This is a genomic window from Marinobacter suaedae, from assembly GCF_030519635.1.
GTDB lineage: Bacteria > Pseudomonadota > Gammaproteobacteria > Pseudomonadales > Oleiphilaceae > Marinobacter > Marinobacter suaedae.
In genome coordinates this window covers 1,154,318-1,169,214 of record NZ_JAUMIS010000002.1, presented here as the reverse complement: position 1 = coordinate 1,169,214, position 14,897 = coordinate 1,154,318, and the positions used below count along the sequence as shown (strand labels likewise).

Sequence of the window (14,897 nt, the reverse complement as noted above, 5' to 3'; positions counted from 1 at the left end):
GGGTTATTGTGAAACTAAATTGTGCGCAATTTAATTGACAGCTATATTTATCCGGTGACAGTGAAAACCCGGTCGGACGACCGGCCTTGATTATTTCTGTGAAAAGGAGAGCGTAATGTCGATTGAACAGGTTTTGTATCGTGCCCATGCCGAGGCCACAGGTGGCCGTGATGGGCGTGCCATTTCATCTGACGGTGTGCTTGATATAGAGCTGACGACCCCGAAGGAACTGGGAGGAGCGGGCGGTAAGGGTACGAATCCGGAGCAACTGTTTGCCGCAGGCTATTCGGCGTGCTTCATTGGCGCCATGAAGTTTGTTGCCGGCCGTGACGGCATCAAGCTGCCCGAAGATCTTTCCGTTGAGGGTGCCGTTGGCATTGGCCAGATTCCCGCCGGCTTTGGTATCGAAGTGGAGTTGAAAATCAGCCTGCCGGGTATGGACGATGCCGAAGCCCGGAAGGTCATCGACGAGGCCCATAAGGTGTGTCCCTACTCCAACGCTACCCGTGGCAACATTGACGTGACCCTGACTCGTGTCGATTAATACCCGGCTTCTACGGGCTTGTCAGCGCTTGGTAGAGCGCTGACGCTGTTTTTTCGGCTTCGGGGGCGCGGACGCTTTATTGCCGGCTTTGCCCCGGGGCTTTCCGGCGGGTTTCGCTCCGGGTTTTCCCGCAGGTTTTCTGGCACCGCCGGGCCTAACAGCCTTTCCGCCCGGGCGTTTTCCGGCCGGGGAGCCAGCGGGTTTGGCTTTGCGGGTTTGCTTGGGGGTGCCCGGAGGGGCCTCGGAAGAGGAGTCTTTTATGGACTCAAGCAGCGTCGTCAGCTCCTTGGGGGTAAGGTCCCGCCACTGGCCAATGGGCAAATTCCCGAGGTTCACATTCATGATCCGGGTTCGTTCCAGTTTGGTGACCTGGTAGCCGAAGTGTTCGCACATCCGCCGTATCTGACGATTTAATCCCTGAACCAGAGTAATGCGGAAAACATAGCGGGATTCCTGCTGAACCTTGCACTTCTTGGTGACCGTGCCCAGGATCGGCACGCCGCCCGCCATCCCCTGGACGAAGTCCCGGGTCACGGGTTTGTCCACGGTCACCACATATTCTTTTTCATGGTTGTTGCCGGCCCGCAGGATCTTGTTGACCAGATCGCCCTTGCTGGTCATGAAGATCAGACCCTGGGAGTCTTTGTCGAGGCGCCCGATGGGAAAGATGCGCTCGCTGTGGCCGACGAACCGCTGGATGTTGTGTTTCTCGGCGTCGTCCGTGGTACTCACGATGCCCACCGGTTTATTGACGGCAATGAATACCAGATCCTCTTCACCCCGCGGCTCGATCACCTGACCGTTCACCGTGACCGTGTCTCTTGCCCGAACCTGGTCGCCCACGGTAGCCCGCTGGCCGTTAATGAACACGTTGCCCTGTTCGATGTATCGGTCGGCCTCGCGTCGCGAGCAGAGACCGCTTTCGCTGATATATTTGTTCAGGCGGGTAGAGGCGTCGTTGGTCATGAGTGATCCGGCCGGTGACTTTGAAGCGTTATGATAACAGGGGGGCTTTGGGCTTACAGCTGCCTTGGTGATGCTCGTTTGCCAGACGCTCTCGAGGATAACTGCCGGCCTTGTTGGCCGGTGTGAATGGCTTGACGAAGAGGAGCTCGGATGCCGCGACTGTTCTTCTCCATAGAACTGCCTGCTCCGGTCAAGGAGCGTCTGTTGCAGGTCAGGGCGTCCGTGGCCGGCGCCCGCTGGCAGAGTTCGGCACAGCTGCACCTCACGCTCCTGTTTCTGGGGCAGGTGTCGGAGGGCCGGGTATCCGAACTCTGTGACGCCGCGCGGTGTTTGCGCCTGCCCCCATTCGATTTATCGGTGGCTGGTGTCGGGTGTTTCGGGCAACCGGCATCACCCCGAAACCTGTGGGTGGGAGCCAGCCCGAGAGAGCCTCTGGTGGCTCTGCAAGCCGCCCTGAAAGAGAATCTTGGCCCACTCGGATTTGAGTTCGAGAAACGTACCTTTCGCCCCCATATCACCCTGGCACGATTCAAGAAGCAGCGCGGATCGGTGGCCGGACTCCTCGAGGAATACCGTGATGCTGACTTCGGAAGTTTTCAGGTGACGGAATTTGTGCTGTATCAAAGCACCCAAGGTGCCGGTGGCTCTGTCTACACCGTGGTGGAGCGATTTGCTCTGGAAGCTTAGTCCCGATTTTGCCATTCTGTGCCACAGAGGTGCCGGTAACTGCCGGTTAAACGGAGAATTTTTTGGTGAGTAAGATTTCCTTATGACAGTGGATACTATGGAAAAAACACGAACAGCCATGGTTGCAGTGACGGGCGTCGTCCTGTTCTTCCTGGCCAACTATCTGTGCCGGTATCTGCTCGGATTTTCCGGCGTACTGGCGTCCGTGGTCATTGCCGTGCTCATTGCGGCCTACATGGGCTTTTCGGCGGCCCGAATGCTGGAGCGAGAACTCACCCCCGCCGAACGATCCAGAATTCTGTGGATCTACGGGGGCTTCCTGGCGGCACTGTTTGCCGCTTTCGGGGCCTGGGTGTCGTCGGATGCCGGCCTGGATACGCTGGGTGTCGCGACCCTGCTGTCCCATTACCTTCCGTATCCTGCGTTCGCCCATGTGTTTTTGTCGGACCGGATGACCCGGCTGTTTCTGGGACAGGACGACCTGTCCTGATGTTCAGGGGAACCCCTTGACCACTCTCACACTGGAACAGGTTTCCGCTGGTGCGTTGGAGGGCGTTAATCTCGAGCTGAGGGGAGGAGAGATTGTCTGTCTGTCCGGCCCTTCCGGCAGCGGCAAGAGTCGCCTGTTGCGGGCCATTGCCGATCTAGATCCCCACGAGGGCGCCGTGCAACTGGACGATACCCCGCAAGGTTCCGTGCCGGGGCATCTCTGGCGCCAGCAGGTTATGATGGTTCCGGTCGACAGCCAATGGTGGTCCGAGCAGGTTGGGGAACACTTCCAGCCTCCGCCAGTGGGGGTGCCGGATGCTCTGGGTTTCCCCGCGGATGTAATGGCGTGGCCGGTAAGCCGGTTATCCTCCGGTGAGCGACAGCGCCTGGCGTTGTTTCGTGCCCTCGTCCGTCAACCGAAGGTGCTACTACTGGACGAGCCCACAGCCAACCTGGATGAAGCCCTGATCGAGCAGGTGGAGGCCTGGCTGAAGGCCGAGATCCGGCGGCAAAATCTGGTGGTGCTCTGGGTGGCTCACGATTCCGCGCAGATTCAGCGGGTAGCCGATCGTCATTATCGCCTTGCTGGCAGCCAGTTGGAGGCCGTCCATGGAAATCATTGATCTGGCCTGGTGGAAACTGGCACTGGTAGCCGTCCTGGTGCTGGCGCTGGCAGGCGTCAGCCTTATGACCCGGCTGGGCATCGCGAAAAGTCTGCTGATTGCAGCTACCCGGACGGTGATTCAGCTGGCGCTCATTGGCCTGGTTCTGGAGGCCTTGTTCGCCTCATCGGAATTTTACTGGATTGCCCTGCTGGCACTGGTGATGTTGCTGGTGGCGGGCCGGGAGGTCATGGCTCGCCAGCAGCGTCGGCTGAAGGGCTTCTGGTCTTTCGGGATTGGCACCGGCGCCATGTTCGTCTCTTCATTTACCGTTACCGTACTGACCCTCACGGTTGTCATAGGGCCGGAGCCCTGGTACGCGCCCCAGTATGCGATCCCCCTGCTGGGTATGATGCTGGGCAACACCATGACCGGCGTGGCCCTGAGCCTGGACCGGCTCAACGAATCCGTCTGGAGTCAGCGCGCGGTGATTGAGAACCGTCTGATGCTGGGTGAAACCTGGCGCGAAGCGCTGGAGGACATCCGTCGTCACGCCATGCGCAGCGGCATGATGCCCGCGATCAACGCCATGGCGGCCGCCGGCATCGTCAGCCTGCCGGGCATGATGACCGGTCAGATTCTGGCGGGAAGCCCACCGGCGGTGGCGGTGAAATACCAGATACTGGTGATGCTGACCATCACGGTCGGTACCGGTTTCGGCACCCTGATGGCCGTATCCTGGGGCGGTCGCCGGTTGTTCGATGAGCGTGAGCGGCTCCGACTCGATCGTCTGGTCAGCGCCGGGAATCGTTAACTGATGCAGCACCGGATTCATATCCCCTGACGCGAGGGAGGGCCGTAGGCTTATCCGCCGGGGCCCGGTCGCTACCGCTGCAAATGGTCATGAAATCTGTAAGGAGTTGTGGCAAATGGTGAGTCGTTGTCCGGTGTGCCAGCAGGCAGAGCTGAGCGCCTTCCAGACGATCAGGCAATACACCTATCTTCGGTGCCCCGTGTGCGAAGCCACCGTAATGGCGGAGGGTTGTCGGCTATCGGCTGATGAAGAGCGGGGTATCTATGACTGCCACGAGAACGATCCGGCGGACCCAGGCTACCGGCGTTTTCTGAGCAAGCTCCTTGATCCGCTGCTGGCCGAGCTGGAGCCGGGGATGCGTGGCCTCGATTTCGGCTGTGGCCCGGGCCCGGCGCTGGCGGACATGCTGACGGCTGCGGGTATGTCGATGTCGCTGTACGATCCGTTTTTCTATCCGGACACCGGCGCCCTGTCGGACACCTACGATTTCATTACCTGCACCGAGGTGGTGGAACATCTGCATCAGCCGGCCAGGGTCTTCCGGCAACTGGATAGGCTAATGAAGCCTGGCAGCTGGCTGGGTGTGATGACCTGCTTTCAGACCGACGATGACCGGTTTGCCAACTGGCACTATCGCAGGGACCCAACTCATGTGGTGTTTTTCCGGGAAAAGACGCTCGGAATCATCGCCGAACAGCGTGGCTGGCAGCTGAGTATTCCGAGAAAGGATGTGGCGCTGTTCCGGAAGCCGCTTACTCGCCTGTGACTGGCGTCTGAGGGCAGTCGGGAATCGAGCAGTATTCCGGGGCAATCTCGTCGGGCGGTTCCACCTCGGCCGGTGCCGAAAAGCGCAGGGGGGCCAGCCGCGAAGCACACAGCTGGGCCTCGGTGGCCTGCTGGCGACACCCCAGCTCTCCCAAAGTGTGACCAAGGTTGTTCCAGCCCTCGGCTATGTCGGGAAAGCGGGTGACCATGCGGCTGAAGTGACGAACTGCCTGCTTCCGGTTACCCATGTCGTAAGCGAGATTTCCCTGGCCAAACACCGCCGCTGGTTGATTCGGCCATTGCTGCTCGGCCGTCTGGTAGGCGGTCATGGCCGCGAGGGTTTGCCCGGTGCTTTCCAGGTCGTACCCGGCGTCGAGGAATTTCAGAGGTTCGGCCGTTGCCGGCACCTGATCGGGGGGCAGCATGACGACAGCCCAGTTATCGGCGCGGCCCCAGGTATTGATAAAGGCACGAATGGGAGCTTCGTAGTGTTTCCGGGTGTCGGTGTTCAGAATCAGCGTGCGTTCTTCGGCATCAAATCCCACGGCAACGGCAAAGTGCCATTGTGGCCACCAGCCAAAACGCAGGTTCTGCATCACAAGCACCGGGTTGCCCGCCGCCAGTTCCTTCAGCAGGCTGTCCAGGGTGCCATCGAGTTGGTAGACCAGAAAATTGTGGGCCCGGCCTGCGGCGATCAGTTCAACCTGGAGGGTGCCTTCCCGACCGGGGATATAAACCAGTTCCCGAAGCACATCCGGGTTCGTTGTCAGCCCCTGGCTGTTCAGGGTCATGGCCAGCGAGGCCGGCCCACACTGAAAACGCTCCTGAGGATAAAACGGCACATCCTCCAGCAGGACACGCTGGGGCAGGGAGTGGGAATCGGGGCCCGATTGAGGCCAGTGGTCCGTGGACGCACAGGCACTCAGCATCATCGCCAGCAGTGCGATCGCCAGCAGTGCGCCGGCGATGTGCTTGAACGAGCTTCTGGTTGCTTGTACCTGCACTTACCGGATGCAGTTGATAAAGCTGAATATGTTGGTGGCGCAGAGCATGTCGGTGACAATAAACACCAGCAGGAACAGCACGATAATGCCGACCACATCCTGACCCGCTGGCGCCTCGGCCAGTTGCTGCTCAAAATCGGCCAGCTCGGTTGGGGTCAGATTCTGGATTCGGTCCCGGACCTGATCCTCACTCACGCCAAGCTCCAGAAGCTTGTTCTGAACCTCCTCGGTGTCGAGCATGTCCATCAGTTGCTGGCGATCCAGTTCCTGCTGTTGGCCATGAATCATTTCGCCGGTGCCCACCATGGCTGCGGTGGCGGCGGAGGACCATACCGTCCCCATTGCCAGTACCAGTGCCATAAAAAATGAAATGTGTCTGAGGTGTTTTCTGATGCCTGACATCGGGAGCTTCCTTTTATTAACTATTTGACGGTAAACAATAAAGCACAGCTTGTTGGTGGTTCAACATACAAAGTTGTCATGGTCTTTGATTCTGCCCGGGCGACGGCTCAAAAGGTGGATAATCCGCTGGCCTCCATCAGGCGATAACGCCAGTACTTGAAGGAGGATTCGTCCGCCCATGCTTCGTAGGGCAGGCTGAGCGTGGGATCCTCCGCCGGACCTGCCTGCCACTGGCTGTCGAAAAAGCTGGTTGCTTTCCCGGCCAGAGGTGACTCGCGTGCTACAGACAGCCAGACATCCGTTTCCAGATTAAGATCATCCAGATTGCGTCGGGTTAAATTTGCCGACCCCAGAAGGATCTCGGTATCGCCGTTCGCTGGGTGCAGCATAAGTAGCTTGCTGTGACACTGCTCGCCCCGGGTATTGCACCAGCGAACCGGGATGCCTGCCCGGTGCAGCTCCATGGCTACCTGTCGGTTTGGGATTCCGCTTTTCTGGTGGCCGAACGCCTCATTGTTAGGGTCCAGCAGTATTCTGAGGCCGACGCCCCGTTCGTGCGCGGCCAAAAGACTCTGCACGATGGCCCGGTGGGACAGGTAGAACATGGCCATATCAACACCGTCATCTTTGCCGGCACGATCGATCATGTCCAGTGCTTTGTCTCGAATGGCCGACTCGGTCAGCAGGCGAAGGGTGCCACTGTGCGGTTTCTGGCCCTCTGGCATTTCTTGTGCCCGGCTTTCCTGAGCCAGCTTGATCCATGGCCCAAGAATCGAATCATCCTCGCCCGACATGGCCATGACGGCCTGCTCGCTCCGCAGCACATCCGCGACGGCCGTACCGCCAAAGGTTAGGCCAAGGTTGCTGTGCCGGCTGCTTCCGTCATGTGGGTTGGCGGAGGTGACCAGTGCCTGCAAACGCCCATCGTGATCGGCTACCAGCAGTTTGCGGTGATTGGCTTTGAAGTTTGGCAAGGCCAGATAGCTGCGCAGGGTAACCGGGTGTTCCCCCAGGGCATTGTCCAGCCATCCATCCTGTGCGTTGTTGCCGAACCATTGGCAGCACACTCGCCAGAGTGCGGACCAGGTGGGGTTGCTGTCCCGGAGTGGGCGGAGGTCGGTTTCCACCACCGTTATGCCTGCCTCGCGAAGCTGCTTGAAGAACGACGATGTGGTGCCGCCGTACATGGTGTTCAGAGGATCGGAGATGACGATGATCTCCATGTCGGACTGTGATTGCTTGCGCGCTATGAGGGTGTCTGTCAGCTGCTGCGCGAGCGGGCGGTGGGGAACGCCTTCGGGCCGGGTGCTGTTGTAGAGAAACATGTCCAGCAGAACGAACTGCTCAGCCCCGGCAATCAGGCGGAACACCTCATCAAAGATTTCATGTTGCCGGGTTTCCGAGCCATCTTTGTGATGCATCGTGGTGTCTGTGTGTAGCCTTGCATTCACCAGCGGCGCGGGCTCACCCTCGTAACGGATGCCAGGGGGCAGGGGTTTGCAGGAATGGTAGATTCCTGTGGCCAGCAGCAACAGGCCGGTCAGTGTCAGCAGTAACTTCAGTGTCATCCCTGTTTGTCCATCCTGTGGTGTTTACAGCAGGGCAGCGTGTGCGCTGCCTCCCAGCTCAACAAACCCTTACAAAAAGCAATCGATCACCTGTATCAATCGCGGCTTCGGTGTTTCTAAACTAGCAAGATCAAAGATTTAGAACAAAGTTGCCTGTGAAATCCATAGCCTTTTTATTAACACACCTGTTCAGTCTCAGGTTGCTGATCCTGCTAGCAGCCGTCGTGGCCGTGCTGTTTGGTGAGCATCTTGCCTTTCTGGGCTGGGTGGATCGCGTTGTGCTCGGGCTGACTGCGTCCGGTGATTCCCGGCTGGCGGCTTTGCCAGTGCCGGTGGATGCCGTGCCCGTTCTGCTGGCCAGCCGGGGCTGGTCGGAACCCCTGTGGTCCGATCTGGCGGTACATTCTGGTCTGCTCCTGATGGCCGGTTACCTGATGCTGGCGGTTCCCCGTATGGGCGCCTCAGTGGCCTTGCCGGTTACCCTGCTGATGGGTGGTTCTCTGGTGGTTGCGCAGGCAGCGTTGGCGGTCAGCCGGAACGAGTGGCTGCCCCTGGGCGAAGTGGTTCTGCTGCTGGCTGCAGGGTTTCTGGTGATGCTGTTCTGGCTTCAGCCCCGCAGGGAGATCCGGGCACTGACGGAGAATGCCCGGACCGCCCGGTTGCGCCTTGCACGCATACTCCTGCAGCAGGGCAACACCGATGAGTCTCTGGAAGCCATTGATGCCTGCCCGGCCTGTGACGAGGCGCTGGATGTTCGCCACGAGATAGCCATCCAGCAAGAGCGCAAGCGCCAGTACGACAAGGCGATACGCACCTACCGCAGCATCCTTGAGCGCAAGAAAAACTTCCGGGATACCGCAGAGCGTCTGGCGGCGCTGCAAAACATGGCGGCCAATGCGCCCTCTGTGCAGGCCGGCGCTATGGATGCGACCCGAACTCTGCTGATGCCCCAGCAGTCGGTCAGCCGGCCCGCGCTGGGCCGTTATGAAATCGAGCGGGAAATCGGTCGTGGGGCCATGGGCGTGGTGTATCTGGGAACCGATCCCAAGATTGCTCGTACGGTAGCGATCAAAACCCTCAGTTACGACGCCTTTGATGACGGCCAGTTGCAGGAGCTGAAGGCCCGGTTTTTCCGCGAAGCCGAGGCCGCAGGCCGGCTCAGTCATCCGGATATTGTCACCGTCTACGACGTGGGAGAAGAATCCGACCTGGCGTACATTGCCATGGATTATGCCCAGGGGCGGCCCCTGAGCGAGTTCGCCAAACCGGGAAAATTGCTGCCGTTGCCCACCGTGCTGGACATCGTGGTTCGTGTTGCCGAGGCACTGGCCTACGCCCATAGCCAGAAGATCGTGCACCGGGACATCAAGCCCGGAAACATTATCTACAATCCGGATACCGGTGGTATCAAGATCACCGATTTCGGTATTGCCAAGATCTCCGATGACTCCCGCACCCGCACTGGCAGCGTGATGGGTAGCCCGCTTTACATGTCCCCGGAACAGCTGAAGGGACAGAAAGTGACCGGGGCGTCGGACATCTACAGTCTGGGCGTCACCCTCTACAAGCTGGTCAGCGGCGAGACACCCTATCAAGGCGATACCCTGGCCAATCTCACTTATCAGATCCTCAACAAGCGCCCGCGCAGTGTCCGCGAGTTCAACCAGGACTTGCCTGGTGGCCTGGTGCGCCTGATCAACAAAGCCATACAGCGGGAGCCGGACAAGCGCTTTTCCTCCGCCACCAATATGGCCGAATCCATCCGCAGGCTAGCCACCAAAGAAGCCATGGAGTTGTCCTGATGAAGCTGGAAGTTGCTGGCATCAGTCATACGGGGGCCGTTCGGGAATCCAACCAGGACGTGGTCGCCTGGCAGGTGACCGATGATGGTGGTTCGGCGCTGCTGGTGGTTGCTGATGGTATGGGCGGTTATCAGGGGGGAGAAATCGCCAGCCGGCTGGCCGCTGATTCGGTGATGGAAGTGATGGTGCCGGTGCTGTTTATGGACGAAGCCGACAAAGGTGAGATCGATCCGAACGACTGCTTGGAAACGGCCTTTGACCTGGCCAATGACCGAATTCTGGAACGGCGCAAGACCGATGAGCGTCTGGAGAAAATGGGCACCACTCTGGTTGTCGCCTGGGTGGAGGGTAACACGGCGCACATTACCCATGCCGGGGACTCCCGTTGTTACCTGATCCGTGACGGCCAGCCGACCTGCCTGACCCGGGATGACACCGTGGTTCAGAACATGCTGGAAGACGGCAGCATCAACGAGGCCGACGTGGCCAATGTCCCCTTTCGCAATGTACTGACCCGGGCGGTGGGGGCCATGAACCCACTGGAACTGACGTTCTGCAGCCAGCCGGTGCGCACCGGGGATTGCTTGCTTCTGTGTTCGGATGGGCTGACCCATTCCGTGCCCGAGGCCGAGTGGAACAGGATTTTGAAGGAATCTGAAAGCAGGGAGAGCGCAGTGAACGCATTGATCGAAGCCGCTTTGGAGCGTCAGGCCTCGGACAATGTGTCGGTTGTTTTACTGACTCTGAAGTAACCCTTTCAACACATAGGAGCCTGATATGGCATCGTTTTCCCAACTGGTTGATAGCGTGGTCGTTAACACGTTCGATTTGGACCAGTCTGAAATCCGTATTGGCCGCGCTGCCGGCAACGACATCCAGATTGATGAAATCTCGGTCAGCGGCCAGCACGCGATTATTGAAACTGTGCCTAACATCTATCTGGAAGGTACCGTGGATTACTACATTACGGATCTGGACAGCACAAACGGCACCTTTGTAAACGACATTCGCATCGGAGCCCGTCAGCGGCTCAACAGCAACGATATGGTGCGGGTAGGCTGGAACGAGTTCCGGTTCGTGGATGAAGAAGAAAGCGCCCTGGAAAAGACGGCGTATATCCTGGACTGAGGTGGGCTCCCGCCCGGGCCTTCCGGCAGGGCGGGTGTCGGGTTACTCGGACTCTTCCGGCAACTCGGCGTTATGAAACACGTTCTGGACATCGTCCAGTTCATTCAGCATGTCGAGGAATTTTTCGAACATGGGAATGTCGTCACCCTCAATCGGTGAGGTCGTTTTAGGCAGGAACTGGATTTCGTCGGTTTCAAAGTCGATATCCGGGAAAGCATCCACCAGCGCCTGACGGGCTTTGGCGAACTCGGTGTTCGGCGTGAACACGGTGATCATGCCGTCTTCGCTTTCGATGTCCTGAACATCCACATCCGCTTCCATCAGACTCTCAAGTACAGCTTCTTCATCCTCACCTCTGAAGGCGAAAATGGCACAGTGGTCAAACATGTGGGCGACTGCGCCCGGAGTGCCGATCTTGCTCTTGGTCTTGGTGAAGGCAAAACGAACATCACCGAACGTGCGGTTCGGGTTGTCGGTCAGACAATCCACAATCACCATGCAGTTGCCCGGGCCGTAACCTTCGTAACGGGCTGCTGCGTAATCTTCGCCACCGCCGCCCTTGGCTTTGTCGATCGCTTTATCGATCACGTGCGCCGGTACCTGGGCTTTCTTGGCACGGTCAATCAGTCCCCGCAGGGCCAGGTTGCCGTCCGGGTCAATGCCGCCGGACTTTGCGCACATGTAAATCTCACGACCGAACTTACTGTACACCTTGGTTTTTGCCGCGGCCGTCTTGGCCATGGATTCTTTGCGATTCTGGTAGGCTCTGCCCATCTTCGCTGCCTCTTGTTTGATGCGGAAAGTGCGGGATTTTACTCAACATTCGGCGTTCAGGACAGGCCTGATTGGTCGCCTCGGGTTCTGCACTGCACGGGGCGACCGGGAGACATGACATGTTTCTTTCGGGGCCGGCAAAATTGGCTTCAGTTAGATGGACTTAGGATACCTCTGCAGGGAGCGTACTTGACGTACTTGTGGTAACTGCTGAACTAGGTGCACAGGTGGTCCTGTTGTCAGCCTGTGTTTTTCACGAAATCCAGAAGGCTCGGTTCAGAGTCGATCAGTTCAGGAGTTCAAGATGAAACGCTTACTGATTTCTGCAGCATCCCTGGTTCTCGCGCTGGCTTTTGCGCCAGCCTATGGATCCAGTCACGGGCACGACAGTGGGATGGACTCCATGGAAGAAGATGGTAAGGCGATGGAGGAGCATCGGGAGGAAGCGATGGACCGCGGTGCACACCAGGGTCCCGATATTGAAGAGCTGCCGCCAACAGCCGCAGGACAGGAGTCCGAGGGCGGAATGGACGATACCATGCAGGACAACATGGATGAGCATGGCGAAGGAGACCCTCGAATGGATATGGAGGAGCCCGGTTCAGAAATGTAATTCTGGCCAACGAGGCAGCGGGCAGGGCGCTCGCTGCCATCCTTCGTGCTTCTCTCACCACCTTGCTAATCGGTCATATCAGCTTTGTCGATCAACTAAGCGCATCATTATGTATAGATTGAGTGGATTACTGGTTTTCGCCTGATAACTCAAACCTATGAAACTAATCGTGGTCAATTCCCTCTCATCAGTCCCGGGTTATACCGACTGAATTTCTGTTCATAGGTGGGTGAGATCCGACGCGGCGCCCGCCATTTTCCAACTGACTGACAGCCCAGGATGGCGCTGATTACTATTCTGGGAGAACTCATGATGAAACGTTTACTGATTTCTTCTGCATCCCTGGCAGTTGCGCTCGCCTTCGGGCCAGCCTACGGGAGCAGCCACGGACATGACGAGGGTAAGGACTCCATGGAAAAGGACGCTCCGGCTATGGAGGCGCATGGGGAAGAGGCGATGGACGAGACCGTGGATGTCGAGGATCTTCCACCCACCGCAGCGGGGCAGGAGTCCGGGGACAGCATGGACTCTGAGATGGAAGACAATATGGCCATACCGCCTGATGAAACCGATCCCAGGACTCTGGAGCAGGACGAATCGGATTCAGACTACTGATAGGTTTAAACGTGGCAGCGGGCAGGAATGCTTGCTGCCATTCCCTTGCTCGGTCCTGCCTTTGCACCTCCTCACGGTTATGTGTTCAGACTAAATATTTCAACAATGTTTTTTCTACGCCAGCTGTAACTAATCCGCGCAATCGTCCTCTAATTCCTAGTTACTTCGGATCAGGGTTGGCGATAACCGAGGTGGCGGGCCTATTCGATAACAACACGTCCGTCTTCTCAGAGTCTTCCGGTGGGCACCATCGGAGAGAAGTTGAGGAGGACGAATCATGAAACGTCTATTCACCTATTCTGCATCCCTGGCGTTGTTGCTCGCGGTTTCGCCATCATACGGTGAGTACTGGGAAGAGCTAGCGCCTGAGGATTCCCCGATGAACGAGGAACGTATGGGGACAACTAACCCGGTGAGCTTCAATCCCAAAGGGGTGGAAAACGATCGCCGGATTCAGCTGGAACGGGGGCTTTACGATGAGTTTGATTTCGAGAGCCTGCCGCCAACGGCAGCGGGTAGCCCCGACACGGATGACTCCTCCATGTCTACGGATATGGACTGGCATTTAATCGAGGGCAATCGCCGGATGCAACTGGAGCGTGGGTTATACCAGTAATGCGGCCAAGACGGATGGCACTGGCCGGGTAACGTTCCGTTACCCGGCGGAAGGTTTTCCTGAAAGGCTCAGGCCAGGCTTGGCGCCTTTTTAATGCCCCGGCGTATGGCCTGCTCCAGTGCGGAGCTCACCATCTTGCCGGTAAATGGCACGACGTCTTCAAAGCTGATGGTGTAATTAATTCGGGTTTGCCCTTCTGGCGTGTCCGCAAAGCAGATGCGGCCCACGTGATTCTTGATGGGGCTCAGGGTGGTGATGCTGTATTCGATCAGGGAGTCCGGCTCGAAGTTCAGCACGGTTTCTTCAAATCCCACCGGGCCAAAGCCAATCTTGCGGACGGAGCCAATGCCGTTTGGATCGGCCTGGTCGCTGTCTTTGATTCGCTTGATCGGGGCACCGAGCAGTTGTCCGAAGCGTTGATGGTCTGCAAACAGCGCAAAGACCTTGTCCCGGGGGGCATCAATAGTTTCTATGATTTCAATGTTGTACGCGGCCATGAAGTTGCTCTTCTTATAGGTGTTGGTTGCAAGGGTAGCGGTTTCCCGCCGACAACAACAGTCGCAAGGATGGACATATGTTTGAGCTGGCCTGCGATGCCTTGTCAGTGCCTTGCCGTGTGCCGATAGTCCCGCGGCGACTGCCCCATCACCTTCTTGAATAGCCGGGAAAAATAATAGGCATCGTCGTAGCCCAGGCGACGGCTGATTTCGGCAAAACTGACGTCGGTGCTGTCCAGCAGTTGGCAGGCCCGTTCCACTTTCAGGTGCAGGAAATGCTGGATCGGGGAGGTGCCCGTCTGCTGGCGGTAGCGGGTGGCGAAATGGGCGGGCGAGAGGCCGCTCAATTCCGCCAGTTGCTCCAGTGACAGTCGTTCATCCAGGTGTTCCCGCATGTAATTGTGAAGGGTCTCCAGTTCCTCGCTGCGCTGCTGACTGGCGTCATCAATGTTCAGGGGTATGGCCGTCATCAACTGGCGCAGGCGGTTGGCGGCGTGTATCAGTCCGACGGTTCGGAAACCGGTCTGCCGAACCGACAGCAGGCCGTTGAAATCCACCAGCAGGCGCGGCTGCCGCCCAAGTTGCCGGACGCGAGTCGTGCCCGAGAACCCCATGTAGTGCTGGAAATCCTCTGCCAGGGGGCCTGTGTAGTGGACCCAGTGAATGGTCCAGGGATCGTCGGGATCGGCGGTGTAACGGTGGTCGGCACCGGCCGGCAGCAGAAGCAGGTCACCTGCGCCAACCGTGTAAGGCTCCCCCTCGACATTAAGAAAAGCTTTCCCTTCCGTACAGTAAATCAAAAGATTGTCGCTGTGGTGCTCGCGGTGCATGTGGTGGCCCGCTGCTCGCCGGTAGTGTCCGAAGGCCAGTGGGTACAAGTCGCGTGTAAGCGGATGAGCGGCCAGCCTTTTTATAGTGGGCTCGGGAACGACATAGCGAACGCTGTCCCTGGGTACCGGCCATTGCGACGTTTTAATCATAGTTCGACCAATGTCTTGCTAGGTAATCGAA

The 14,897-nt window shown here is 58.2% G+C and carries 19 protein-coding genes; 12 read left to right on the top strand and 7 right to left on the bottom strand.

The window, feature by feature from the left end:
* Nucleotides 1-115: 115 nt before the first annotated feature.
* Nucleotides 116-544 carry an organic hydroperoxide resistance protein gene (locus QVZ43_RS14170; RefSeq protein WP_302910456.1) on the top strand — a complete coding sequence of 143 codons (429 nt, stop codon included), beginning with the start codon at nt 116-118 and terminating at the stop codon, nt 542-544.
* 21 nt (nt 545-565) lie between these two features.
* Here QVZ43_RS14170 and rluF read toward each other — a convergent pair whose 3' ends face one another.
* Nucleotides 566-1,510 carry a 23S rRNA pseudouridine(2604) synthase RluF gene (gene rluF / locus QVZ43_RS14165; protein WP_302910455.1) on the bottom strand — a complete coding sequence of 315 codons (945 nt, stop codon included), beginning with the start codon at nt 1,508-1,510 and terminating at the stop codon, nt 566-568.
* A 150-nt stretch (nt 1,511-1,660) separates the two neighbouring features.
* On the opposite strand from rluF, the gene thpR reads away from it, so the two are divergent.
* From thpR to QVZ43_RS14140, 5 genes are all read left to right on the top strand, one after another.
* Nucleotides 1,661-2,197, top strand: a complete 537-nt coding sequence (gene thpR / locus QVZ43_RS14160; protein ID WP_302910454.1) for an RNA 2',3'-cyclic phosphodiesterase — start codon at nt 1,661-1,663, stop codon at nt 2,195-2,197.
* Nucleotides 2,198-2,279: 82 nt separating this feature from the next.
* Nucleotides 2,280-2,687: a hypothetical protein gene (locus QVZ43_RS14155; RefSeq protein WP_302910453.1), complete on the top strand. Its 408-nt coding sequence runs from the start codon at nt 2,280-2,282 to the stop codon at nt 2,685-2,687.
* A gap of 16 nt (nt 2,688-2,703) precedes the next feature.
* Nucleotides 2,704-3,309: an ABC transporter ATP-binding protein gene (locus tag QVZ43_RS14150; RefSeq protein WP_302910452.1), complete on the top strand. Its 606-nt coding sequence runs from the start codon at nt 2,704-2,706 to the stop codon at nt 3,307-3,309.
* Entirely contained in the window at nt 3,296-4,102 is an 807-nt protein-coding gene (locus QVZ43_RS14145) for an ABC transporter permease (RefSeq protein ID WP_302910451.1), read from the top strand. The genes QVZ43_RS14150 and QVZ43_RS14145 overlap by 14 nt, the downstream gene beginning before the upstream one ends.
* A gap of 115 nt (nt 4,103-4,217) precedes the next feature.
* Nucleotides 4,218-4,868: a class I SAM-dependent methyltransferase gene (locus tag QVZ43_RS14140; protein WP_302910450.1), complete on the top strand. Its 651-nt coding sequence runs from the start codon at nt 4,218-4,220 to the stop codon at nt 4,866-4,868.
* Here QVZ43_RS14140 and QVZ43_RS14135 read toward each other — a convergent pair.
* From QVZ43_RS14135 to QVZ43_RS14125, 3 genes are all read right to left on the bottom strand, one after another.
* On the bottom strand, nt 4,855-5,871 hold the full coding sequence (locus QVZ43_RS14135; protein WP_302910449.1) for a PA2778 family cysteine peptidase: 1,017 nt from the start codon (nt 5,869-5,871) through the stop codon (nt 4,855-4,857). The genes QVZ43_RS14140 and QVZ43_RS14135 overlap by 14 nt on opposite strands.
* Complete coding sequence (locus QVZ43_RS14130) at nt 5,872-6,273, bottom strand: PA2779 family protein (protein ID WP_223792926.1); 402 nt, start codon at nt 6,271-6,273, stop codon at nt 5,872-5,874. It abuts the gene before it with no gap.
* Nucleotides 6,274-6,380: 107 nt separating this feature from the next.
* The gene (locus QVZ43_RS14125; RefSeq protein WP_302910448.1) at nt 6,381-7,841 is read right to left on the bottom strand and encodes a phospholipase D family protein; all 1,461 of its coding nucleotides are present in this window, start codon (nt 7,839-7,841) and stop codon (nt 6,381-6,383) included.
* Between the two features lie 155 nt (nt 7,842-7,996).
* Here QVZ43_RS14125 and QVZ43_RS14120 point away from each other — a divergent pair, with 155 nt between their 5' ends.
* Genes QVZ43_RS14120 through QVZ43_RS14110 form a run of 3 tightly spaced genes read left to right on the top strand, consistent with a single transcriptional unit; the run spans nt 7,997 to nt 10,771 of the window.
* Entirely contained in the window at nt 7,997-9,643 is a 1,647-nt protein-coding gene (locus QVZ43_RS14120) for a serine/threonine-protein kinase (RefSeq protein WP_302910447.1), read from the top strand.
* A complete protein-coding gene (locus QVZ43_RS14115; protein ID WP_302910446.1) occupies nt 9,643-10,395 on the top strand; it encodes a PP2C family protein-serine/threonine phosphatase in 753 nt (250 codons plus the stop codon). Before QVZ43_RS14120 ends, QVZ43_RS14115 begins: the two co-directional genes overlap by 1 nt.
* Before the next feature lie 25 nt (nt 10,396-10,420).
* Nucleotides 10,421-10,771 (top strand): FHA domain-containing protein, encoded by a 351-nt coding sequence (locus QVZ43_RS14110; protein ID WP_302910445.1) that lies wholly within the window; start codon nt 10,421-10,423, stop codon nt 10,769-10,771.
* Between the two features lie 42 nt (nt 10,772-10,813).
* Here the strand turns inward: QVZ43_RS14110 and QVZ43_RS14105 are convergent, their stop codons facing one another.
* A complete protein-coding gene (locus tag QVZ43_RS14105) occupies nt 10,814-11,545 on the bottom strand; it encodes a YebC/PmpR family DNA-binding transcriptional regulator (protein WP_302910444.1) in 732 nt (243 codons plus the stop codon).
* Nucleotides 11,546-11,849: 304 nt separating this feature from the next.
* On the opposite strand from QVZ43_RS14105, the gene QVZ43_RS14100 reads away from it, so the two are divergent.
* The 3 genes from QVZ43_RS14100 to QVZ43_RS14090 all read left to right on the top strand — a co-directional run bounded on the left by QVZ43_RS14100 (nt 11,850) and on the right by QVZ43_RS14090 (nt 13,389).
* Nucleotides 11,850-12,158, top strand: coding sequence for a hypothetical protein (locus QVZ43_RS14100; RefSeq protein WP_302910443.1), 309 nt, complete (start codon nt 11,850-11,852; stop codon nt 12,156-12,158).
* 309 nt (nt 12,159-12,467) lie between these two features.
* A complete protein-coding gene (locus QVZ43_RS14095; protein ID WP_302910442.1) occupies nt 12,468-12,773 on the top strand; it encodes a hypothetical protein in 306 nt (101 codons plus the stop codon).
* 277 nt (nt 12,774-13,050) lie between these two features.
* On the top strand, nt 13,051-13,389 hold the full coding sequence (locus QVZ43_RS14090; RefSeq protein WP_302910441.1) for a hypothetical protein: 339 nt from the start codon (nt 13,051-13,053) through the stop codon (nt 13,387-13,389).
* Nucleotides 13,390-13,457: 68 nt separating this feature from the next.
* Here the strand turns inward: QVZ43_RS14090 and QVZ43_RS14085 are convergent, their stop codons facing one another.
* Together QVZ43_RS14085 and QVZ43_RS14080 are read right to left on the bottom strand one after the other, a co-directional pair.
* Complete coding sequence (locus QVZ43_RS14085) at nt 13,458-13,886, bottom strand: SRPBCC family protein (protein ID WP_302910440.1); 429 nt, start codon at nt 13,884-13,886, stop codon at nt 13,458-13,460.
* Between the two features lie 104 nt (nt 13,887-13,990).
* On the bottom strand, nt 13,991-14,866 hold the full coding sequence (locus QVZ43_RS14080) for an AraC family transcriptional regulator (protein ID WP_302910439.1): 876 nt from the start codon (nt 14,864-14,866) through the stop codon (nt 13,991-13,993).
* Nucleotides 14,867-14,897: the final 31 nt, after the last annotated feature.